This window comes from Nocardioides antri, assembly GCF_008373765.1.
In the GTDB taxonomy this organism is placed as follows: Bacteria; Actinomycetota; Actinomycetes; order Propionibacteriales; family Nocardioidaceae; genus Nocardioides; species Nocardioides antri.
In genome coordinates this window covers 94,804-114,894 of record NZ_VUJW01000008.1, presented here as the reverse complement: position 1 = coordinate 114,894, position 20,091 = coordinate 94,804, and the positions used below count along the sequence as shown (strand labels likewise).

Annotated in this window: 20 protein-coding genes; 9 read left to right on the top strand and 11 right to left on the bottom strand. The window is 71.7% G+C overall.

Translation table 11 applies throughout. The features are described from left to right. Window positions 1–112: 112 nt before the first annotated feature. The 6 genes from F0U47_RS13675 to F0U47_RS13650 all read right to left on the bottom strand — a co-directional run bounded on the left by F0U47_RS13675 (window position 113) and on the right by F0U47_RS13650 (window position 5,231). On the bottom strand, window positions 113–655 hold the full coding sequence (locus F0U47_RS13675; protein WP_188111352.1) for a TetR/AcrR family transcriptional regulator: 543 nt from the start codon (window positions 653–655) through the stop codon (window positions 113–115). A gap of 259 nt (window positions 656–914) precedes the next feature. Continuing rightward, window positions 915–1,427: a hypothetical protein gene (locus tag F0U47_RS13670; protein ID WP_149751031.1), complete on the bottom strand. Its 513-nt coding sequence runs from the start codon at window positions 1,425–1,427 to the stop codon at window positions 915–917. Next, window positions 1,414–2,961 carry a cytochrome bc1 complex cytochrome b subunit gene (gene qcrB / locus F0U47_RS13665; RefSeq protein WP_438362073.1) on the bottom strand — a complete coding sequence of 516 codons (1,548 nt, stop codon included), beginning with the start codon at window positions 2,959–2,961 and terminating at the stop codon, window positions 1,414–1,416. Before qcrB ends, F0U47_RS13670 begins: the two co-directional genes overlap by 14 nt. A gap of 80 nt (window positions 2,962–3,041) precedes the next feature. Further along, window positions 3,042–3,440, bottom strand: a complete 399-nt coding sequence (arfB, locus tag F0U47_RS13660; protein WP_246159621.1) for an alternative ribosome rescue aminoacyl-tRNA hydrolase ArfB — start codon at window positions 3,438–3,440, stop codon at window positions 3,042–3,044. Between the two features lie 87 nt (window positions 3,441–3,527). Then, window positions 3,528–4,547 (bottom strand): 1-aminocyclopropane-1-carboxylate deaminase, encoded by a 1,020-nt coding sequence (locus F0U47_RS13655; RefSeq protein ID WP_149751029.1) that lies wholly within the window; start codon window positions 4,545–4,547, stop codon window positions 3,528–3,530. 18 nt (window positions 4,548–4,565) lie between these two features. Continuing rightward, window positions 4,566–5,231 (bottom strand): GntR family transcriptional regulator, encoded by a 666-nt coding sequence (locus F0U47_RS13650; protein WP_149751028.1) that lies wholly within the window; start codon window positions 5,229–5,231, stop codon window positions 4,566–4,568. 173 nt (window positions 5,232–5,404) lie between these two features. Here F0U47_RS13650 and F0U47_RS13645 point away from each other — a divergent pair, with 173 nt between their 5' ends. From F0U47_RS13645 to F0U47_RS13635, 3 genes are all read left to right on the top strand, one after another. Continuing rightward, window positions 5,405–8,275 (top strand): helix-turn-helix transcriptional regulator, encoded by a 2,871-nt coding sequence (locus F0U47_RS13645; protein ID WP_188111351.1) that lies wholly within the window; start codon window positions 5,405–5,407, stop codon window positions 8,273–8,275. 88 nt (window positions 8,276–8,363) lie between these two features. Next, window positions 8,364–9,134 carry an SDR family oxidoreductase gene (locus F0U47_RS13640; RefSeq protein ID WP_149751026.1) on the top strand — a complete coding sequence of 257 codons (771 nt, stop codon included), beginning with the start codon at window positions 8,364–8,366 and terminating at the stop codon, window positions 9,132–9,134. A gap of 50 nt (window positions 9,135–9,184) precedes the next feature. Continuing rightward, window positions 9,185–10,168, top strand: coding sequence for a methyltransferase (locus tag F0U47_RS13635; protein WP_149751025.1), 984 nt, complete (start codon window positions 9,185–9,187; stop codon window positions 10,166–10,168). A 133-nt stretch (window positions 10,169–10,301) separates the two neighbouring features. Here F0U47_RS13635 and F0U47_RS13630 read toward each other — a convergent pair whose 3' ends face one another. Continuing rightward, window positions 10,302–10,778 (bottom strand): cupin domain-containing protein, encoded by a 477-nt coding sequence (locus F0U47_RS13630; protein ID WP_188111350.1) that lies wholly within the window; start codon window positions 10,776–10,778, stop codon window positions 10,302–10,304. 172 nt (window positions 10,779–10,950) lie between these two features. Here F0U47_RS13630 and F0U47_RS13625 point away from each other — a divergent pair, with 172 nt between their 5' ends. The 3 genes from F0U47_RS13625 to serA are packed head-to-tail and all read left to right on the top strand — an operon-like array spanning window position 10,951 to window position 14,152. After that, on the top strand, window positions 10,951–12,246 hold the full coding sequence (locus F0U47_RS13625) for an AAA family ATPase (protein WP_188111349.1): 1,296 nt from the start codon (window positions 10,951–10,953) through the stop codon (window positions 12,244–12,246). Between the two features lie 42 nt (window positions 12,247–12,288). Beyond that, entirely contained in the window at window positions 12,289–12,912 is a 624-nt protein-coding gene (locus F0U47_RS13620; RefSeq protein ID WP_149751023.1) for a methyltransferase domain-containing protein, read from the top strand. Between the two features lie 46 nt (window positions 12,913–12,958). Continuing rightward, a complete protein-coding gene (gene serA, locus F0U47_RS13615; RefSeq protein ID WP_149751022.1) occupies window positions 12,959–14,152 on the top strand; it encodes a phosphoglycerate dehydrogenase in 1,194 nt (397 codons plus the stop codon). 10 nt (window positions 14,153–14,162) lie between these two features. Here serA and F0U47_RS13610 read toward each other — a convergent pair whose 3' ends face one another. Next, a complete protein-coding gene (locus F0U47_RS13610) occupies window positions 14,163–15,395 on the bottom strand; it encodes a nuclear transport factor 2 family protein (RefSeq protein WP_223162772.1) in 1,233 nt (410 codons plus the stop codon). An 84-nt stretch (window positions 15,396–15,479) separates the two neighbouring features. Between F0U47_RS13610 and F0U47_RS13605 the strand changes: the two genes are divergently transcribed. Next, window positions 15,480–16,379: a LysR family transcriptional regulator gene (locus F0U47_RS13605; RefSeq protein WP_149751020.1), complete on the top strand. Its 900-nt coding sequence runs from the start codon at window positions 15,480–15,482 to the stop codon at window positions 16,377–16,379. A 44-nt stretch (window positions 16,380–16,423) separates the two neighbouring features. Here the strand turns inward: F0U47_RS13605 and F0U47_RS13600 are convergent, their stop codons facing one another. Further along, window positions 16,424–16,852 carry a CBS domain-containing protein gene (locus F0U47_RS13600; protein ID WP_149751019.1) on the bottom strand — a complete coding sequence of 143 codons (429 nt, stop codon included), beginning with the start codon at window positions 16,850–16,852 and terminating at the stop codon, window positions 16,424–16,426. A gap of 99 nt (window positions 16,853–16,951) precedes the next feature. Here F0U47_RS13600 and F0U47_RS13595 point away from each other — a divergent pair, with 99 nt between their 5' ends. Then, window positions 16,952–17,413, top strand: a complete 462-nt coding sequence (locus tag F0U47_RS13595) for a nitroreductase family deazaflavin-dependent oxidoreductase (RefSeq protein WP_149751018.1) — start codon at window positions 16,952–16,954, stop codon at window positions 17,411–17,413. Between the two features lie 196 nt (window positions 17,414–17,609). Then, complete coding sequence (locus F0U47_RS13590) at window positions 17,610–18,647, top strand: AraC family transcriptional regulator (RefSeq protein WP_223162771.1); 1,038 nt, start codon at window positions 17,610–17,612, stop codon at window positions 18,645–18,647. A gap of 13 nt (window positions 18,648–18,660) precedes the next feature. Here the strand turns inward: F0U47_RS13590 and F0U47_RS13585 are convergent, their stop codons facing one another. After that, window positions 18,661–19,236 (bottom strand): DUF6529 family protein, encoded by a 576-nt coding sequence (locus F0U47_RS13585; RefSeq protein ID WP_149751017.1) that lies wholly within the window; start codon window positions 19,234–19,236, stop codon window positions 18,661–18,663. A gap of 53 nt (window positions 19,237–19,289) precedes the next feature. Next, entirely contained in the window at window positions 19,290–20,090 is an 801-nt protein-coding gene (locus tag F0U47_RS13580; protein WP_149751016.1) for an isocitrate lyase/PEP mutase family protein, read from the bottom strand. Between the last annotated feature and the right edge of the window lies 1 nt (window position 20,091).

The window sequence follows — 20,091 nt, the reverse complement described above, 5'->3', positions numbered from 1 at the left end:
TCCGCTATTTTCGCTTCGTTAGACGTAGCGTAAATAGGCGACAGATCATTCCGTGACCTGGCTCACCGGTGCGGAGCAGGAGGCGGCGGAACGGGAGGCGGCGGGGCAGGACCTATTCCCGGCCGGCGGTCATCGCGACCCAGATCATGTGGATGCACCTGTCAGCGAAGTCAGCGCCGACAGTGCCGCGCCTGACCAGCTCGCCGAGGTACGCGCCCACCATCAGGCTGACCGCGGTGTCCGCATCCAGGTCGTCGCGCAGCTTGCCTGCTGCGACGTCCGCCCGGATCAGGGCGACCAGGGCGTCGGCGTATGGGACCAGGATGCTCCGGAACAGCTCGGTGAAGCGACGATCGGTGTCCCCGACGATCGCGGCGAGCCCGCCCGGGCCGAGCACCTCGGTCATCTGCTGCCAGGTCTGGCCCAGGGCCCACCGGATCTTCTCCCGCGGATCGGCGTCGGGCGGCTGGCCGGGATCACCGATCGCGCCTGCCAGCGCAGCGCGCAGCAGCTCCTGCCGATCGGCGTACCGACGGTAGATGGTCGTCTTCGCCACCCCGGCGAGCTCGGCGACGGCCTCGACGGTGACGGCGCCCGGCCCACCGCGTCGCAGCACCCCGAGCACAGCGGCCAGGATCCGCTTGTCGGTCTCCACGCTGCGCGGCCGACCTCGACGCGGCGCCGCCTCTTGTCGCGGCCCTGGCTTGCCTACCACCGGTCTGGCTCCTGGAGGATCGAACGGACGACCGGCGGCGGCGAAGCCGGATCGGGCACTCAGACTACGCGAGCCGTAGCGATTCTCGGCCGCCTCCGAGTGGCGATGGTGACGTGACGGAGCCGTCGCCGCCCGCCGAGCGAGCCCGACTCCCGCTGCGCGTACGGCCTGGCGGCGCTGGCCTAGGACAGCGCGGCGCCTACCAGTCGAGGCGGCCGAGCATCAGTGCGGTCGCGACAGCGAAGGAGACCACGAGCAGCACGGCGAGGGTGAGGACCAGCCGGTCCTGGAGCCTGCGCTGCTGCGCGAGGCGTTCCAGGACCGGGCGGTCCATCCTGAGCTCCACGTGCACGTCCGGCTGGCTGCGATGACCGGTGGCGCGCAGGGTCAGGTGGATCTCCCCCCGGCTCACCCCGACGGCGTACGACGTGGCGTGGCGGAACCGGATCACCTCAGGCAGGTCCGCGGGAGCGACGGACGGCTCGCCTTCGCCGGAGGAAGGCCACATGCGGGCAGGGAGAGCGGCCTGCGCTCGTGCCAGGTCCCGGAGCAGACCGCGGGTGACGGGAGCACCGAGGTGGGCCTCCCCGGTGTGCGCCACGAGGACGAGCCCCCGCGACAGCGAGGTCGCCAGGGTGGCGCCCTCGGCGGGCAGTACGGCGCCAGCCGCCTGGCCGCGCCGTGTCCTCTCCAGGTGGTCAGGACCGCTCATCGGCGTGAGCTCTCGTCTCGACCTGTGCCTCGCCCAGCTCTCCGCGCATCGCCACAGAAAGCGCGTAGGCCCGTTCGGGGCTCAACGGCAGGTGCTTCTCGTTGTAGCCGCCGTCGGGCGAACGCCGGATCACGCCGGTCTCACGGCCGTGGAGCAGGCGGTCGCGGTCGTGCCGCTGCAGGGAGATGCACCATCGCTTGGTGATCATGAACGCGAGGACCGGGCCGACGAAGATGAGGACCCGCAGCGCGTAGGTCACCTGGTTGATCGACAGGTGCATCTTGATCGCGATGATGTCGTTGCCACCGGCCATCCACGCGAGACCGTAGAACGTCACGAGCGCAGCCATCAGCGCCGTGCGGTGAGGCACGTCCCGTGGCCGCTGGAGCAGGTGGTGCTCCCGCTTGTCGCCGGTGATCCGGGCCTCGATGAACGGCAGCAGCATCACCACGAGGAGCAACGTCGGGGGCGCTACCAGGATCGGGATGACCACGTTCCACGAGATCGTCACCCCCCAGGCGTGCGTCTCCAGCGGCGGGATGATCCGCAGCAACCCGTCGGGCCAGCCCATGTACCAGTCCGGCTGGGATCCCGCGGTCACCTTGGACGGGTCGTAGGGACCGAACTTCCAGACGCTGTTGATGGAGAACAGGCCGCCCATCAGTGCGATGAGCCCGAACACCACGAGGAAGAAGCCGCCGGCCTTCGCGGTGTAGACGGGCCAGAACGGCGCGCCGACCACGTTCTGCTCGGTGCGCCCGGGACCCGGCCACTGCGTGTGCTTGTGGTAGACGACCAGGATCAGGTGGAGGGCGACCAGCGCCAGCAGCAGGCCCGGGATCAACAGCACGTGGAAGACGTAGAACCGCGGGATGATCTGGTCGCCCGGGAACTCGCCACCGAAGACGAGGAACGAGAGGTAGGTCCCGACGACCGGGGTCGCCTTCAGGAACCCGTCGAACGCTCGGAGGCCGGTGCCGGAGAGGAGGTCGTCGGGCAGCGAGTAGCCGAGGAACCCGTTGAGGGTTCCGAACAGCAGCAGCATGGTGCCGATGACCCAGTTGACCTCACGAGGCTTGCGGAAGCTGCCCGTCAGGGCGTGCCGCAGCAGGTGAATCATCATCGCGGCGATGAAGACGTGTGCGGCCCAGTGGTGCATCTGCCGCATCAGAAGACCACCGCGGACGTCGAAGGAGATGTCCAGGGTCGAGGCGTAGGCCGCGGACATGTCCACTCCGCGCAGCGGGTCGTAGGACCCCTGGTACGCCACCTCGGCCATGCTCGGGTCGAACCAGAGGGTCAGGAAGACACCCGTGATCAGCAGGACCACGAAGCTCCACAGCGCGACCTCGCCCAGCATGAACGACCAGTGGTCCGGGAAGACCTTGCGCAACGACATGAGCCTCGGCAGCTTGGCCAGGCCCAGCCGGTCGTCGGCCCAGCTGGCGACAGCACCGGCCCTGCTCGGCCGGCTCGGCACGGCGGGTCCGCGGTTGCGCTGAGCGACCCCGGCGAGGTCGGGTCGAGCAGTCACGGCGTCTCCTTGAGGTCGTCTTCATCACCTGGCATGCATGAGACGAGATCGAGACGCGATTTGTGACATGACCCGCGCAGTCAGTCCTCCGGTCGCCCGCGCAGCCGCTTGGTCTCGCTGCGCCTCCTCTTCTGCCGGATGCGTCGCTGCTGGGATCCCTTCGACGGCTTGGTCGGAACCCGCCGCGGCGGCGGCGGCTTCATCGCCTCCTCGAGCAGCTCCGCGAGGCGGTCCTCGGCAGCGCGGCGGTTGCGCAGCTGGGAACGGTGCTCGGCCGCGACGACCACGACCTGGTCGCCGAGACGGGCGAGCATCCGCTGCTTGAGCCGGTCGGGGAAGGCGTCCGAGCCGGCGAGGTCGAAGGACAGCTGCACCCGGGTGTCGGTGGTGTTGACGTTCTGGCCGCCCGGTCCCGAGGAGCGGGAGAAGCGCCAGGTCAGGTCGGCGTCCGAGATGACGTGGTGGCGGACGGTGATCACCGCGGCTCCCACCGCGTCCTTGCGCCGGTGACCTCCCGCGGCACCTGGTCGCGGTTGGAGAGGGTCACGAACCCATCATGCCTGCGCTCAGCCGAAGATCCCGCTGTAGGCGTTGAGCGCCGGCTGCCCGCCGAGGTGCGCGTAGAGGACGTTCGAGGCCGCGGTGATCTCGCCTGAGGTGGTCAGGTCGATGAGCCCGGCCATCGACTTCCCCTCGTAGACGGGGTCGATGATCATGCCCTCGAGGCGACCGGACAGGCGGATCGCCTCGATCGTCGACTCGACGGGGATCCCGTAGAGATCACCGGCCCATCCCTCGAGGACGGTGATCTCGTCGTCCCGCAGATCCCGGTCGAGGCCGATGAGCCCGGCGGTGTGCCGTGCGATGCGCGCCACCTGGTCGCGCGTCTTGTCGAGGGTCGCCGACGCGTCGATCCCGAGCACCCGCCGGGGTCGACCTCCGGCGTCCTCGAGCGCGGCGAAGCCGGCGACCATCCCGGCGTGGGTCGAGCCGGTGACCGTGCAGACGACGATGGTGTCGAAGAAGACGCCGAGTGTCCGCTCCTGCTCCGCGACCTCGTAGGCCCAGTTGGCGAAGCCGAGGCCACCGAGGTGGTGCTCCGAGGCGCCGGCAGGGATCCCGTACGGCTTGCCGCCCGCCTTCTCGACGTCCGTGATCGCCTCGTCCCACGAGGAGCGGATCCCGATGTCGAAGCCGGAAGGGTCGAGGCGTACGTCGGCGCCCATGATCCGCGACAGCAGGATGTTGCCGACCTTGTCGTTGACCGGGTCGTCCCAGTCGACCCACTTCTCCTGGACGAGACGGCACCTGAGGCCGAGCTTCGCGGCGACGGCAGCGACCTGGCGGGTGTGGTTGGACTGGATGCCGCCGATCGAAACGAGCGTGTCCGCACCCTGGGCGAGGACGTCGGGAACGATGTACTCGAGCTTGCGCGTCTTGTTGCCCCCGAAGGCGAGGCCGCTGTTGCAGTCCTCCCGCTTCGCCCAGATCCGGGCACCACCGAGGTGCTGGGTGAGGCGCTCCAGGGGGTGGATCGGGCTGGGCCCGAACGTGAGCGGGTAACGCTCGAAGTCATGGATGGGCATCGGGCTCTCCTTGCGGGGTCAGGTCGTCGGCTCGGGGGCGTCGGCGAGGCTCGCGAGGAGGGGCTTCAGCGTCTCCCAGGTCGCGTGCGAGACGGCGGCCGCACCCTCCACGTCACCCGCCTCGCACAGGTCGACCAGGTCGTCGTGCAGCCGCACCGAGCCGCGGCCGCCCAGGGACGCGAAGCGGAGCCGTTCGAGCCGGCGCAGCACCGGTGTGTACTGCTCCAGGACGCTCTCGAGCGCGGTGTTCGCGGCAGTGCGCACAGGGATGCCGTGGAACTCGTCGTCCGCGGCGATGGCGCCCTCCGCATCTCCGCGCCGCAGCGCTGCGGCGAACCGCTTGTTGGCCTCCCGCATCGCAGCCAGGTCCTCGGCCTGCAGCTGCGGCACCGCCTGCTCGACAGCCAGCCGGTGCATGGCCGCGACCACGGCCTGCGCGTCGTGGATGACGCGAGCGTCCAGCGTCGCGACCGTCGTCGACCGGCCCGGCGCAGCACGGACCAAGCCGGCCTGGCCGAGCTTGAGGAGGGCCTCGCGGACCGGGGTGCGACTCACGCCAAGCCACGTCGCGAGGTCGTGGTCGCGCAGTCGCTCTCCCGGCAAGAGCGTCCCGTCCACGATCGCGTCGCGCAGCCGCGCGTAGACGTCGTCGCGGAGGAGCGACCGTGGCGCCGGAACGGGCATGCAATATATTGCACATCGCGCGCGGGTCGGCCGTCAAGTCGGCGAGGCATTCGCGCATTTTCTGCGGGACCGACCCGCCAGGCCGAACGGGGGGATACTCACAAGGTCCGGACGAGAGGTCTGTGGCACCCAGATCGTCGGCTTGGAGGCCGCGGGTGGTTCGAACAGAGCTGGTGGGACGAGACCGTGAGCTCGCGCTGCTCGACGGCTGGCTGGACGAAGCCCTGGCCGGCAACCCCCGGGTGGTGCTGTGCAGTGGTGAGCCAGGGATCGGGAAGACCCGTCTGGCGGAGGAGCTGGCCCAGCTGGCGCGGGCGAGACGGGTCCCGGCGGCGTGGGGGCGGGGTGTCGAGTCCGAGGGGGCGCCGCCGTACTGGCCCTGGCAGGAGGTGATCAGGAGCACCGCGGAATTCGTCGACGTCGTCGACCTGGCCGACGGGAGCCTGCTGACCGACCACGTCCGCCACCTCCTGCCCGGACGGCTCCCGGCCGGCAGCGGCACCGCCGACGCCGGCTCCTCGGAGGTCCGGTTCGCGCAGTTCGACGGCGTCAGTCGGCTCTTGCGCCAGGTCGCCGGCCGCACTCCCCTGGTGGTCGTCCTCGACGACGCCCAATGGGCAGACCAGCCGTCGCTGCTGCTGCTCCAGCACGTCGTGCGCACGCTGTCGGACGAGCGACTTCTCGTGCTGGTGAACCACCGCGACACCGAGAACGGTCACTCGGCGCTGCTGACCGGGATGCTCCGGGACGGGCCGACCCGCGCGATCCGCCTGTCCGGACTCGGCGAGGCAGAGGTCGGCCGGCAGCTCGCCCTGGCCCTGAGCCACGACGTCGACAGCGCCCAGGCGGCGAAGATACGAGCGCTCACGGGCGGCAATCCGTTCTTCGTCGGCGAGATCGCCAGGGCGATGGACGACGCGCACGCCCCGAACCGAGGATCAGTCGTCACCGTGAGCGTTCGCGACGCGATCGCGACCCGCCTCCGACGGCTGTCGCCCGGCTGCGTCGAGCTGCTCCAGGCAGCCTCGATCATCGGTCGGGAGGTCTCCGCTCCTCTTCTCGCCGCGGTGGCCGACCTCCCCGTCGCCACCTGTCTCGGCCGGATCGACGAGGCGGTCGACGCCGGCCTTCTCGTCACCGGCGCGACGCCCGCCAGGCACCAGTTCGTGCACGCGCTGGTCCGGGACGCGATCGAGGCCGGGCTGCCGACCCCCGAGCGGGTCCGGCTGCACCACAGGGCGGCGCTCGCCATCGAGGAGGTGTACGCCGGGCAGCTCGAGCTGCACCTGTTCGACCTCGCTCGACACTGGGCGGTGGCAGCAGTGCAAGGCGATGCCAGCACCGCGGTCACCTGGATCCGACGGGCGGCGGAGGAGGCGCTGAACCAGCTCGCGTTCGAGGAGGCGGCCCGGTTGTTCCGCCTGGCGCTCGACGTCGGAGGAGGCGCGGTCAGCGACGACGACCGGTGTCGGATGCTGCTGGCACTCGCCGGAGCCCTGGGCGCCGCCGCAGACTTCCCCGGGAGGCTGGACGCATGCCTGCAAGCCGCTGCGATCTCTCGCCGGACCGGTTCCGCGGAGCTGCTGGCGGAGGCTGCTCTCCTCCTCGAAGGCGTCTTCGGGCATCCGGACACGGACCTCGCGGCGAAGCGGCTCGGCGAAGAAGCCTTGCGCCTGCTGGACCCCGCAGCCACGCCCCTGCGTGCCCGCGTCACCGCCCGGGTCGCCGAGGCGTGCATGTACCTCGGGGACGCCGAGCGAGCCGAGCGCGCCAGCGAGGACGCGCTGGCGCTCGCCCAGGACTGTGCCGACCGCGGCGCCATGGTCGCCGCTCTCCACGCCCGCCGCCTGGTCTGCGAAGGGCCCGACGGCGTGGAGGAACGGGAGCGCCTGTCGGACTGGATGTTGAACCTGAGCTCAGCGGACCGCGACCCGCGCATCGAGCTGTGGGCCCACCTGTGGCGCGTGGATGCCTCCTTCGAACGGGGTGACCTGCTGGCGGCCGGCCGCGAGATCGCAGCGGCCGAGCTCCCCGCCAAGGAGGTGGGCGGCCGGTTCGCGCGGTGGCACGTGGTGCGGGCCCACGGGGTCCTGGCCCAAGCCCAGGGTCGCTTCGCCGACGCACGCCGGCTGGCGTCCGAGGCGTTCGACGTCATCGCGCCGACCGGTCACCCGATCGCAGCGCTGCCGCGAGCCGCACTCCTGCAGATGGTCGGTCACCACGTCGGCCACGACCACCAGACGATGGCGGCCAACCAGGTGACGGAGGCCCCCGTCGACAGCAGGCCCTTCACCCGGAGCGGCTCGGTCATGCTGGTCCTCGGCCCGGCGTACCTGCTGGCCGATCTCGGCCGGGTGCCCGAGGCGGCCGACCTCTACCGCTCGCTCGGTCCGGTTGCAGGGTGGCGGCCCACGCCTCACGCGACCCTGGCGGCGTACGCGCTCGGCATCGCCGTCGCCGTCGCCCTCGACGAGCCGGACGACGTCGCGCGGCTGCGCGCGCTGATGGCGGGACACCGCGGACGGCACGTCGCGAGTGGCGCAGGTGCGGTCGCCTACACGGGACCGGTCGAGCTGTGGCTCGGGATCGCCGGCCGTCATCTGGGCCTGTACGACGAAGCAGCCGCCGATCTCGAGGAGGCAGTCCGCACCTGCGCGATCAACGGCGCCAAGGGCTACCACGCCGAGGCCCTTCACGAGCTCGCCGCGACCTTGGCCGCTCGAGCAGAGGGGCGGGACCTTGCCCGGGCACGTTCCCTGGTCGCCGACGCCGCGAGACGCGCCACCGAGCTGGGGATGGCGCTGGTGGCTTCGCGGAGTGCGCAGCTCATCCAACAGCTGACGGACGAGGGACCGTCGAACCCGCTCACTCCGCGCGAGCACGAGGTCGCCGAGCTGGTGACGAAGGGGCTCACCAGCCGTGAGATCGCCGGGCGGCTGTACCTGTCGGAGCGCACGGTCCAGAACCACGTGCAGCACATCCTCACCAAGCTGGACCTCTCGAACCGCAGCCAGATCGCCGTCTGGGTGACCATGCAGAAATGAGTAGTGGGCATGAGCAGTTCTGCGGACGCCGCCGGCTGCCGTGATCCCTAGCGTCGGGACTCCACCAGCTCACGCAACGGGAGTCCCCATGAGTGCCCTCACCGACCGAGTCGCCATCGTCACCGGCGCCAGCTCCGGCATCGGCCGGGCGACGGCGCTGCTGCTCGCCCGCGAAGGGGCGAGCGTGGTCGTCACCGCCCGCCGCGAGGAGGAGCTCGACTCGCTCGTCTCCCAGATCGAGGGGAACGGCGGGCGGGCAGTCTCCGTCGTCGGGGACATCCGGGAGGAGAAGGTCGCCGAGCACCTGGTGGACCTGGCCGTCGAGCGCTTCGGCGGATTGGACATCGCGTTCAACAACGCCGGCACCAACGGCGAGATGGCACCGGTGGCCGGCCTGACCCTCGAGCAGTGGCACGACACCGTCGACACGAACCTGACGAGCGCGTTCCTCGGGGCCAAGCACCAGGCGCCGGCGATGCTCGCGCGCGGCGGCGGCTCGATCATCTTCACCTCCACCTTCGTCGGCCACACGGTCGGGATGCCCGGCACCGCCGCCTATGCAGCGAGCAAGGCCGGACTGATCGGCCTCACCCAGGCGCTCGCGGTCGAGCTGGCCGACGGGGGCGTCAGGGTCAACACGATCATCCCGGGCGGCACGGACACCCCGGCCAACGTTGCGAACGCGCCCGGCGCCCCACCGCAGGTGCGGGCGTTCATGAGCTCCCTCCACGCCCTCAAGCGGATGGCGAAGCCGGAGGAGATCGCCCAGGCGGCGCTGTACCTCGCCTCCGAGGCGTCGAGCTTCGTGACCGGCACCGCGCTCCGCGTCGACGGCGGCCTGTCCATCAGCCGCACCTGATCAACGTCCAGCGGTTGCCTGCGAGCGCCGCACCAACCGAGGAGAGCACCATGGCACCGCAACCGCACGAGACGATCTGGAACCTGACCAACGCGGTCGTAGCCTCTTCCGCCCTGCACACGGTGGCGGAGCTCGGCGTGGCCGACCAGATCGGCGACGAACCCGTCAGCAGCAAGGACCTCGCGGCCGCGTGCGAGGTCGAGGCCGAGGCACTCGACCGGGTGCTGTGCCTGCTGGCGGCGAACGGGGTCTTCGAGAGACGGGGGGACGGTTACCAGCACACGGACGCCTCGCGCCTGTTGCGGACCGACCACGCCATGTCGATGCGTGAGTTCGCCCGGATGATGGGCCTGCCGGTCATGCGGAGCTCCTTCGACCGGCTCGACCACTCCGTCCGGACCGGCCGCCCCTCCATCGAGCTGGTCGCCGGTGCCGGGCTCTGGCCCTACCTCGAGTCCCACCCCGAGGACGCGGAGATCTTCGGCCGGGCGATGACGTCGAAGGCGGCCGGTGACACCGCAGCCGTCCTGCGGGCGTACGACTTCAGCCGCTTCGACACGATCGCGGACATCGGCGGCGGCCGCGGCCACCTGCTTCGTGCGGTGCTCGATGCCGTGCCGGCGGCCGAGGGGATCCTGGTGGACCTGCCCGACGTCATCGCCTCGCTCGATGTCGGTCGCGACCGCATGACCACCCGCGCAGCCGACTTCTTCGTCGACCCGCTGCCGACCGCGGACGCCTATCTCCTCATGGAGGTGCTCCACGACTGGCCCGACGCCGAGACCGCCGCGATCCTCGGCGCCGTACGTCGCGCGGCCTCGCCCGGCGCGCGGGTGCTGATCATCGAGAACGTCCTCGTGGACGCCGGCGCCGATCGGCGGGGGCACACGCTCGACGTGATCATGCTGGCGATCACGGGTGGGCGCGAGCGGACCGGCGACGAGCTCGCCGAGCTGCTGCAGGGCGCCGGCTTCTCGAGCAGCACGGTGATCGAGACCGGCGGCCCGCTGCGCATCGTCGAGGCCGTCGTCTAGACGCACCGTCGGGCAGGCAGCGCCGGCCCGTGCCGGGGCGAGGTCACCGCTCGGCGCGGATGGTCGCGACGCGGAGTCGTCGTCCTTCGCAGACCGTGGTGACGAGACGGGGACGTCGTCGGCGGTCGCTCGCTCAGAGGTAGGTCTTCGGCACCGGGCCGAGAACCTCCACGTTGCTGCGGGCCGCGATCTCGTCGAGCAGCTCGGGAGTCACGGTCCCGGCCGCTTCTGCCTCGGCCAGCTCCTCGAAGTACTGGACCATGGCAGCGGGCGAGAAGAGGTTCAGCTTCTTGCCGGCACCGGCCGAGACGACCTTGAAGGTGTGGGGCGTCGCTCGCGGCACGTAGACGAACGTCCCGGGCGGGCACAGCGTCTGCTGGTCCTCGATGAACATCAGGTACTCGCCCTCCAGCACGAAGAACGCCTCGGCGGCATCGCGATGGAGATGGAGCGGCGGGCCGAAGTCCGGTGGCTCGCTCTGCGTCTGCAGCAGGGTGAGCTCGCCGTCCGTCTGCGCCGCTGTCGCCAGGACGACGGCCTCGAAGTTGCCGAGGTCGAGGAGCCGGCCCTCCCCAGGAGGGACGATGAACGCCTCGCTCATGTCGGCCATGGTTCTCCTCGAGCGTGCTGATGGCAACCGGGTGCGCCGCCTCCCTGGTCTCACCGCCGACACCCGAAACTCGTTCGCGATCCCGGGGCTGTCAGTCGGACAATGGCCGACTGTGCCCGATCCGTCGGGGCCCGTCCGTACTGTCCGGCAACGCACTCGAAAGGTGGTGACCATGGGCGACATCGACGCGACCGACCTCCTCACGGAGGCGCCCACGCCTGCCCTCAAGCTGCTCGCCGAGGCGATCGACCGCGAGTTCCAGCGGCGCGAGCCGCAGCGGCCCACCCCTTACGAGTACGCCGCAGCCCGGCTTGGCGTCGACGCGATGGAGCTGGTGGTCCTGTCGGAGTCCGTCGAGCCGGCGATCGCCCACTCGGTCGGCCGGTGGCTGTTCGAGGCCCAGGAGCGCTGGGGTGCCGAGCACGTCGGCGCTCACCCCGGCCTGCCGCCGGCCTCGGGGAGCGTGCAGGGCGCGACTGGTGACGTCCGCGCGTTCCACGCCGCGATGGTGGTGCTTCCGGCAGGTGCGCTGACGTCGGTGCCCGTGGTGCTGCGGATCGCGACCGACCGCTACGACATCGAGGTCGAGCTCATCGGCCGGGCGCAGGACGACGACGGTCTCCAGGACGCCTTCGTCTCGCTCCTCCGCACGTGCCGCACGGCCGACTCGCCGTACCGTCTCGGTGCCTACCGGGTCACCTCCAACAACCGCGGCCTGGTGCTGACGAGGTGGACGCCGCCGGCCGCTTCGCGCGACCTGCTCAAGCTCGACGCGTCGGTGTGGGAGACCGTCGACCGCAGCGTGCACCGGGTCCTCGAGCTCGCCGAGGACCTGAAGGCGCGCGGGCTCGGGACCAGCACCGGCCTGCTTCTCGTCGGCCCGCCCGGGACCGGCAAGACCCAGCTCGGCACGGTGGTCGCCGGCGAGCTCCGCGGCACGACGACCGTGCTGGTGCCCGGCACCTACGTGACCGAGCACTATCTGACCGAGCTCTTCGACCTCGCCGCCGACCTGGCGCCGTGCCTGATCCTGATCGACGACCTCGACCTGATCGCAGGAGAGCGTGGCCAGACCAACCCGCACCGGCTCCGTGAGTTCCTCAACGTCATGGACGGTGGGCTGGCCGACCGCACCGGCGTCGTCGTGATCGCGTCCACGAACGACCACCGCAAGATCGACAAGGCCGCGCGGAGGTCGTCCCGCTTCGACACGGTCATCACGATGGAGCCGCCGGGCGTCGAGGGTCGGCTCGCGATCCTGGAGCGCTACCTCGCCTGGTGCGACACCGAGCTGGACCTCCACGCCGTGGCCAGGGCGACGGACGGCGCGACCGGGGCCGACCTGAAGGAGCTCGTCCGCGCGACCGTGCTTGAGACCGCCGACCACGTGACGACGGACGCCCTCCTCGCGCGGGCGAACGCCGGAGGCTGGCGGTCCCGCCGCCCGGCCGCGGGACAGTACCTCTGACCCGTACGGTGGTCGGCGACGAGTCGACGACAGGGAGGTGGCATGAGCGACGGGTTCGACCGGGACTCCTGGGAGCGGCGGTGGTCGCAGGTGCTGCGCGAGCACGGCGACAAGGTGGCCGGCCGGCCGCCGAACGCCTACCTGGTCGCCGATGTCGGGGGGCTCGCCCCCGGCCGGGCGCTGGACGCGGGGTGCGGGCACGGCGCCGAGACGCTGTGGCTCGCCGCGGCCGGGTGGGAGGTCACGGCGGTCGACTTCTCGCCCGCTGCTCTCGACCACGCGCGGGCGACGGCCGGGCGCATCGGACCGGACGTGGCCGATCGCGTCGAGTGGGTCGAGGGCGACCTCGGCCGATGGACGCCCCAGCCGCACAGGTACGACCTCGTCTGCTGCCTCTACGTCCATGTCGCGGACTCGCCGACGGAGATGGTGAGCCGACTCGCCTCCGGGGTCGCTCCGGGCGGGACGCTGTTCGTCGTCGGCCACCTGCCGGTCGACCCGGCGACCGGCGAGCCGACCCCCGCGGCCGGACAGCGACAGGTGACCATCGCGGACGCTCGCGCCGCGCTGGACGCCGCCGCGTGGAACATCCACGCCGAGGAGCGGGTCCGGCCCGAGGCCGGCACGGGCGTGGACGCCGTCGTACGCGCGGTCCGCCGCAGGTAGCGCCCTCCCTCGCACGCCCCGCGGCGCTGCCCCTACGGTGGTCGTCGTGAAGGCTCTCGTCCTTGAGAACATCCATCCGGCGGCCGTCGACATCTTGGAGAGCCGCGGCTACGAGGTCGACGCGCGTCCGGGCGCCCTCTCCGAGGGCGAGCTGATCGCCAGCCTCGACGGCGTGAACCTGCTCGGGATCCGCTCGAACACGACCGTGACCGCACGAGTCCTGGCGGAGGCCCGCGGCCTTGAGGCGATCGGCTGCTTCTGCATCGGCACCAACCAGGTCGACCTGGGAGCGGCGGCGCAGCAAGGCATCGGTGTCTTCAACGCGCCCTACTCCAACACCCGGAGCGTCGTCGAGCTCGTGATCGGCGAGATCATCGCGCTCGCCCGGCGCCTGCCCGAGAAGATCCAGCGGATGCACGACGGGGTCTGGGACAAGTCCGCCCGCGGCAGCCACGAGGTCCGCGGACGGACCCTCGGGATCGTGGGGTACGGCAACATCGGCACCCAGCTCTCCAATGTCGCCGAGGCGCTCGGGATGTCCGTGGTCTTCTACGACAAGGCCGACCGCCCGGCGCACGGGAACGCGCGTCGTACCCACTCGCTCGCGGAGCTGCTCGCCGTCGCCGACGTCGTCAGCCTCCACATCGACGGCCGGCCCGGCAACGCCGGCTTCTTCGGCGCCAAGGAGTTCGCGGCCATGAAGCCGCGGTCCCTCTTCATCAACGCGTCGCGCGGCATGGTCGTGGACTACGACTCCCTCCGCGACCACGTGCTGTCGGGGCACATCGCAGGCGCCGCGGTGGACGTCTTCCCGGTCGAGCCCAAGGCCCAGGGCGACCCCTTCGACTCGGTGCTGCGCGGGCTCGACAACGTCATCCTGACCCCGCACGTCGGCGGCTCGACCCAGGAGGCTCAGCAGGAGATCGGCTGGTTCGTCGCCGAGAAGCTCGCCCGGTTCGCCCTCGAGGGCAGCACCGCCCTGTCGGTGAACCTCCCGCCGGTGCTGCCGCCCGCGCTGACCCCGGGACACCGGCTCGGCTTCCTCCACCACAACGTCCCGGGCGTGCTCGCCGAGCTCAACGCGGTCTTCGCCGCTGCGGGCGACAACCTGATCGACCAGCACCTGTCGACCACCGGCGGACTCGGCTACGTGGTCACCGACGCGTCGGAGCCTCTGTCCACCGAGGCCGTCGAGCAGCTACGCCGCTCCGAGCACTGCCTGTGGGTCCGCACCTGGTGACGGTCCTCGGTCAGGCCCGGTCGTAGACCTTGTTGGCGATCCGCCACTCGTCGCCGACGCGGACGAGCAGGAACAGGTCGGTGAAGACGGCGGGCCCGTGCCGCAGCGTCATCGCGGCGGTGGCCACGGCGCCGGCCACCTCGACGCGGTCGATGCGGCGCCTGCGCTGATCCTCGTCGTCGGCCGGCCGGCCCGGGAACAGCGCGCAGTACTCCTCGAGGCTCCAGGACACGAACGCACCCTCCCGGACGCCCTCGACGTGGGCGGTGGGCAGGAAGGCCCGGCGGTGGTGGGCGGCGTCGCCCGTCGCATGGCCGGCGACGTAGGCCGCGAGTGGGGCGAACACCTCGGCAGGAGCGACGACCTCCGGCGCGATCGTGAGCCCGTGCGGTCCGGTGTCGGCGTCCGGCCGGGTCACGCACAGCGCGATGATGTCGTCATCCGGTCCGACCGCTCCTCCGGCGAGCGCTGCGGCGACCTCGTCCCGGAGTCGCCCGGCGGCGGGGGCACCGGCGGCCAGCAACGCCAGGTCCTTGGCGAGCGCACCCACCGTGAAGTCGGCGTCGGAGAAGTCGCCCTTCTCCAGCGCGGCTCGCTTGCTGGTCACCAGCCGGCCGAGCAGCGTCCGCTCGAGGACTGCCAACGCCCGGCCGGCGCCGATGCCGAGCTGAGCGGCGTGGACCCGGCTGTCCCGGAGACCGAGCAGGCCGCTCGCGAGCACGCCGTTGGCCAGCAGCTTCGCCGCGGCTGCGTCGGCCACCCCGCCACACGGCACCACGTCGCCGAGAGCCTCGAGGACTGCAGTCACGGCGGCGTCGTACTCCCGATCGGCACCGAGGAGGACCGTGAGGTCGCCGCCGAGCACCGCCGGCACGGAGCCCAAGACCGGCGCGTGCACGTAGCCGGCGCCGGTGGCGGCGACATCCGCAGCCAGGGCGACGGCGTCGGAGACGCCGACCGTGCTCGTGTTGACCACGGTCCGGTCCGCCAACCCGTCGCGCACGGCGCCGACGACCGCCGCGCACGCGGGCCCGTCGAAGAGGCACAGCACGACGACGTCGGCCGCCGCGACTGCCGCCGGGGCCTCGGCGACGCCGGGGATCTCGTCCAGCGTCCGGCCCGAGCGCGACCAGGTCACGACCGGGTGCCCTCGGCCGTGGAGCCGGCGTGCGGTTGCGGCACCCATGCGGCCCAAGCCGAGAACGGCGACAGAGGGAGCGGCGGAGGCTGCGGAGGTCGTCACGGCGCCCATCGTCCGAGACCGCGAACCCTGCCACAAGCGACGATCGCGCAGCACTCCCATGCCTGATCTGCATAGGCTGCTGCCATGCAGCTCACGGCCTGGCGGACGTTCCTGACGGTGTGTCGGCTCGGCTCACTCTCAGGCGCGGCTGCTGAGCTGGGCTACACGCAGTCCGCGGTCTCACGTCAGGTCGCCGCGCTGGAGCGCAGTGTCGGCACGACGCTCCTCGAGCGAGGCGCCCGCGGCGTCGTTCCCACCGCTGCGGGTGAGGCGTTCCGTCACCACGCCCGAACCGTGGTCGCCGAGGCGGACCGGGCGGTCCGCGCCGCTCGTGATGCGCGTACGACGAGCGCACCCGTCGCCCTCGGCGCGACCCCGTCCGCGGCAGCGGCGGTCGTCCCGGCGGCGTTGCGTCGGGTCCGCGAGGAGCGGCCAGACCTGACCTGGACACTCGTCACCGGTCTGACCCGCGAGCTCACCGGGTCCGTCGCAGCGGGTGACCTGGACGTCGCCGTCGTCACCGACGCCCCGCCCGGCCTTCCCCACGACGACCGGGTGGAGCGAAGGTTCCTCGGCACCGACGCGATGTGCGTGATCGTCCCCGAACACCACTCGCTGGCCGGCGCCGGCGGGCCCGTGCCGCTCACCGACTTCGCCCGGGCGACGTGGGTCGAGGACAACGAGGGGTCCGAAGCGCTGCTGCGGACCGCGGCGGCGCGGGCCGGGTTCGACCCCCGGCTCGAGCTGACCGCGGCCGACCTGACCGGCAAGGCCGCGATGGTCGCGGCCGGGCACGCGGTCGCGCTGGTGCCGGGCCTGCTGGGGCGCGCCCTTCGCCGCGACGTCGTCGCGGTCGCGATCGCGGATGCGCCCACACGCGGTCACTACGCGATCTCGCCGCGCCGGCAGCCGGGTCCTGCCGACCCGGTGGTGGCCGACGTGATCGAGGCATTGGAGATCGTCATGAGCGCCCGCGCGGACTGAGCAGCGGGCGCTCATGAGGACGGGCGGCGGCAGGCCGCCGTGACTCAGCTGTTCGGTGCGGCGCCGCTGATCGCCTCGACCAGCTCGCCCACCATCTCCTCCGGCAGGTGCTTGGCGATGTCGGCCTGGCTCACCATGCCGATCAGCTCGTGGCCGTCAATGACGGGCAGCCGCCGTACGTGGTGCTGCGTCATCGTGTGCAGCGCTTCCTCCACGCTGTCGTCGGCGCCGATCGTGACCGGCTTGCCCTCGGCCAGGGCCTCGACCTTCGTCGCGCTGGGGTCGCCACCCTCGGCGACGCAGTGGACGACGATGTCGCGGTCGGTGATGATGCCCTTGAGCCGGTTGTCCTCGCCGCAGATCGGCAGCGCGCCGACCTCGAGGTCCCGCATCTTCTTGGCCGCGTCGACGAGCGTGTCGGTGGTCTTCGCGCACTCGGCGTTGCCGGTCATGATGTCGCGTGCGGTGGTCATGGTCTCTCCTCCTCGTTGGCTCCCCGGTGCGGACTCCCCCTTGCGTCGTACCCAGGCCGGCCGCGCCCATCCGGTCCTCCTAGTGCCATGCTCGGACCCATGAAGCTGCCCTCTCCCCCGAGCCAGCGGGACGTCTTCCTCAAGACCCTCGACGTGCACCAGGCGATCTACGAGCACTCCCGCGGAGTGCTCGGGCACCGACTGCTGATGGGGATGCCGACGCTGCTGCTGCGGACGACCGGCCGGAAGACCGGCCTGACCCGGACGACGGCCCTGGTCTACGCCAAGGACGACCGCCGGTACCTCGTGGTGGGCTCCAACGGCGGCGCGCGGCGCGACCCGGCGTGGGTCCTCAACCTCGAGGCGGACCCGGCGGTCGAGATCCAGGTCGGCGTACGACGGATGCCGTCGACCGCGACCGTCGCGCGGACCGACGACCCCGACTACGAGCGGATGTTCGCGCTCTGCAACAAGGCCAACCGCGGGACCTTCGCGAAGTACCGGGCGCGCACGGACCGACCGCTGCCGATCGTGATCCTGAGGCCGCGGACGGCCGGCTGACGGTGCTAGCGAAGGATGGCGAGCACCCGGACGACGCTCGTGACGGACGAGCGAGCAACCTCGATGACGGAGGAGAGATAGACGCGAGGCATGTTCCGACCCTCCAGGTGTGTGGCGGTGGCTACCTCGAAGGTAGGTCGCTCGTCCTGGGCGCGGACAGGTGACCAGCGGCCACAGAGTTACTAGATTCGGCCAGGTGACTCCCAGCGACGGCACGAGTCCCCTCGCTCCCCGTTCGCCCATGGGCGCCCTCATCCTCGCCCGACTCGGGATGGAGCGGGGCCTTGCTGAGAACGCGGTGCTCGCCGGCTCGGGTCTCACCCTGGCCGCGATGGAGGCGCCGGACTCGGAGGTGAGCGCCGAGGCCGAGACCGCCGTCATCAGCAACCTCGCCTCGACGGCCGGACCCGGCGCGACCTGGGGCCTCGACGCCGGCTGCCGCTACCACCTCACGACGTTCGGGATCTGGGGGTTCGCGCTGATGAGCGCGCCGACCGTGCGGGCGGCGGTCGACATCGGGCTGCGGTTCATCGACCTCACCTATGCGCTCACCGCGCCGTACGCCGACCTCGACGGCGCCGACCTGCGGATGACCTTCCGGACACCGGCGCTTCCCGACGACGTCGCGTGCTTCATCCTCCAGCGCGACATGGCCGCGGTGCACACGATCCAGACGGAGGTGCTCGGCCGGGGCGCCCGCTTCCGCCGGGTGACCTTCACGCAGGAGCCGGCGTCGCCGGAGGCCGCCGCTCGCTTCACGGAGGTCTTCGGCGTGACGCCGGAGTTCGGCGCGGCCGCGAACACGGTGGTCTTCGACCCCGGTCTGGTCGACCAGCGGCTGCCGCAGGCCGACGAGCGCACCACCGCTCTCGCCCAGGCCCAGTGCCGCGCGCTGCTCGACCGCCGGAACGCCCACGCCGGCCTGGCCGGACAGGTTCGCGACCTCATCCTCGCCCGGCTTCGGGACGTGCCCTCGGCCGGCGAGGTGGCGACCGCGCTCAACCTCAGCGAGCGGACCCTGAGGCGACGGCTCTCCGAGGAGGACACCTCGGTGCGCACCCTGGTCGACGAGGTGCGGGCGACGCTGGCGGCCGAGTTCCTCGCCTCCGGGAGCCTGACCGTCGCCGAGATCGCCGACCGGCTCGGCTACGCCGAGATGTCGAGCTTCTCGCAGGCGTTCCGCCGCTGGCACGGCGTCAGTGCCCGGCAGTTCGTCGCCGCGCGCACGCCGTGACGCGCCCGGCGGCCTAGGACGGCCAGCCCTTCTCGTCGAGGTACCAGCCGGCCGAGGTCAGCACGACGACGACCAGCAGCGAGAACAGCAGGCCGCCGGCGACGGGAAGAAACCATCCCGGCGCGCGCCTCGACCGCACCGCCATCACCTTCACCACCACCGCACCGAAGACCGCGCAGGCGAGGACCTCGTGGACGACCCCGCGCAACGGCACCTCGTAGCCGTGGGCCGTCGTGCCGGTCTGGAAGCCGAACGCCCAGATGCAGTGGTAGCCGACGAACACCGCCAGCAGGAGGGCGAGCGTCCCGGAGAGGCGGTGCGCCGTACCGAGCCAGGACGGCGCCTTGATGCCGAGCTTGCCGTACATCCAGAGGGCGCCGACCACCTGGCCGACGGCGAGCACGCCGATCGCGACCGAGACCACGACCTTCATGTCCCGGACGTCGTCGAAGCCGAGCGTCGTGGTGGCGTCGAGCGTCGGGTCGTGCACCTTGCCGAAGACGCCCAGCAGGAGGGCGACCACCGCGCCAGCGACGAAGGCGGCGAGCGGGACGACCATGCCTTTCTGCGGCACCGCGGTGTCTGCCATCGGACCAGCATCCTCCGGCGCCGACCGCCGCGGAAGAGCCTGCCCGCGGCCGGTCAGGTGCTGCTGAACAGCGCGTCCACGTTGGGGAGCCCCTGGAACCGCGACACCGTTCCCTCGTCCGCGAGCTCGCGCGACGCCTCCAGGAAGCCACCCCACGCCGTCCGCGCCAGGGTGCCTCCGACACTGATCCGGCGCACGCCGAGCTCGGCGGCCTCGGCGACCGTGATGAAGGGAGCGTTGATCAGCAGGTTCACCGGCTTGGGCTCGACCGCGGCCACGACGGCGGCCACGTCCTCGGCGGTCTCGATCCGCGGCGCGTAGAGACAGTCGGCACCGGCGTCGGCGAACGCCCGCAACCGACGGATGGTCTCGTCGATGTCGGGACGGCCGACGACGAAGCCCTCCGACCGCGCCGTGAGGAGCACGCCGGAGCCGGACTCGTCGATCGCCTGCCGCGCCGCGCGCACGCGGTCGACCGCGAGCTCGAACCCGAACAGGGGCTCGTCGTCGTCACCGGTGGAGTCCTCGACCGACAGTCCCGCGACGCCGGTGGCCGCGGCCAGCTTGACGTGGGCGGCGACCTGCTCCGGCTCGACCGCGAACGCGTTCTGGAAGTCGGCATTGACCGGCACCGCGACGGCGTCCGCGATCGCGGCGAGGTGGTCGAGGCTCTGCTCGAGCGTCAGCTCGTTGTCGGCGAGTCCCAGGGTCCACGCCGCTCCGGCGCTGGTCGTCGCCAATGCGGGGAAGCCCATCCGCTCGAGCGCCCGGGCACTGCCGACGTCCCACGGATTCGGCATGACGAAGCACCCTGCGGAATGGAGGTCGTGGAAGGCAGCGATCCGTTGGTCCATG

Coding starts and splice junctions, on each gene's coding strand:
- F0U47_RS13670 (WP_149751031.1), bottom strand. CDS start 1,427: ATGAGCGGTCCTGACCACCTGGAGAGGACACGGCGCGGCCAGGCGGCT.
- F0U47_RS13655 (WP_149751029.1), bottom strand. CDS start 4,547: ATGCCCATCCATGACTTCGAGCGTTACCCGCTCACGTTCGGGCCCAGC.
- F0U47_RS13650 (WP_149751028.1), bottom strand. CDS start 5,231: ATGCCCGTTCCGGCGCCACGGTCGCTCCTCCGCGACGACGTCTACGCG.
- F0U47_RS13640 (WP_149751026.1), top strand. CDS start 8,364: ATGAGTGCCCTCACCGACCGAGTCGCCATCGTCACCGGCGCCAGCTCC.
- F0U47_RS13635 (WP_149751025.1), top strand. CDS start 9,185: ATGGCACCGCAACCGCACGAGACGATCTGGAACCTGACCAACGCGGTC.
- F0U47_RS13630 (WP_188111350.1), bottom strand. CDS start 10,778: ATGGCCGACATGAGCGAGGCGTTCATCGTCCCTCCTGGGGAGGGCCGG.
- F0U47_RS13625 (WP_188111349.1), top strand. CDS start 10,951: ATGGGCGACATCGACGCGACCGACCTCCTCACGGAGGCGCCCACGCCT.
- F0U47_RS13620 (WP_149751023.1), top strand. CDS start 12,289: ATGAGCGACGGGTTCGACCGGGACTCCTGGGAGCGGCGGTGGTCGCAG.
- F0U47_RS13605 (WP_149751020.1), top strand. CDS start 15,480: ATGCAGCTCACGGCCTGGCGGACGTTCCTGACGGTGTGTCGGCTCGGC.
- F0U47_RS13600 (WP_149751019.1), bottom strand. CDS start 16,852: ATGACCACCGCACGCGACATCATGACCGGCAACGCCGAGTGCGCGAAG.
- F0U47_RS13595 (WP_149751018.1), top strand. CDS start 16,952: ATGAAGCTGCCCTCTCCCCCGAGCCAGCGGGACGTCTTCCTCAAGACC.
- F0U47_RS13585 (WP_149751017.1), bottom strand. CDS start 19,236: ATGGCAGACACCGCGGTGCCGCAGAAAGGCATGGTCGTCCCGCTCGCC.
- F0U47_RS13580 (WP_149751016.1), bottom strand. CDS start 20,090: ATGGACCAACGGATCGCTGCCTTCCACGACCTCCATTCCGCAGGGTGC.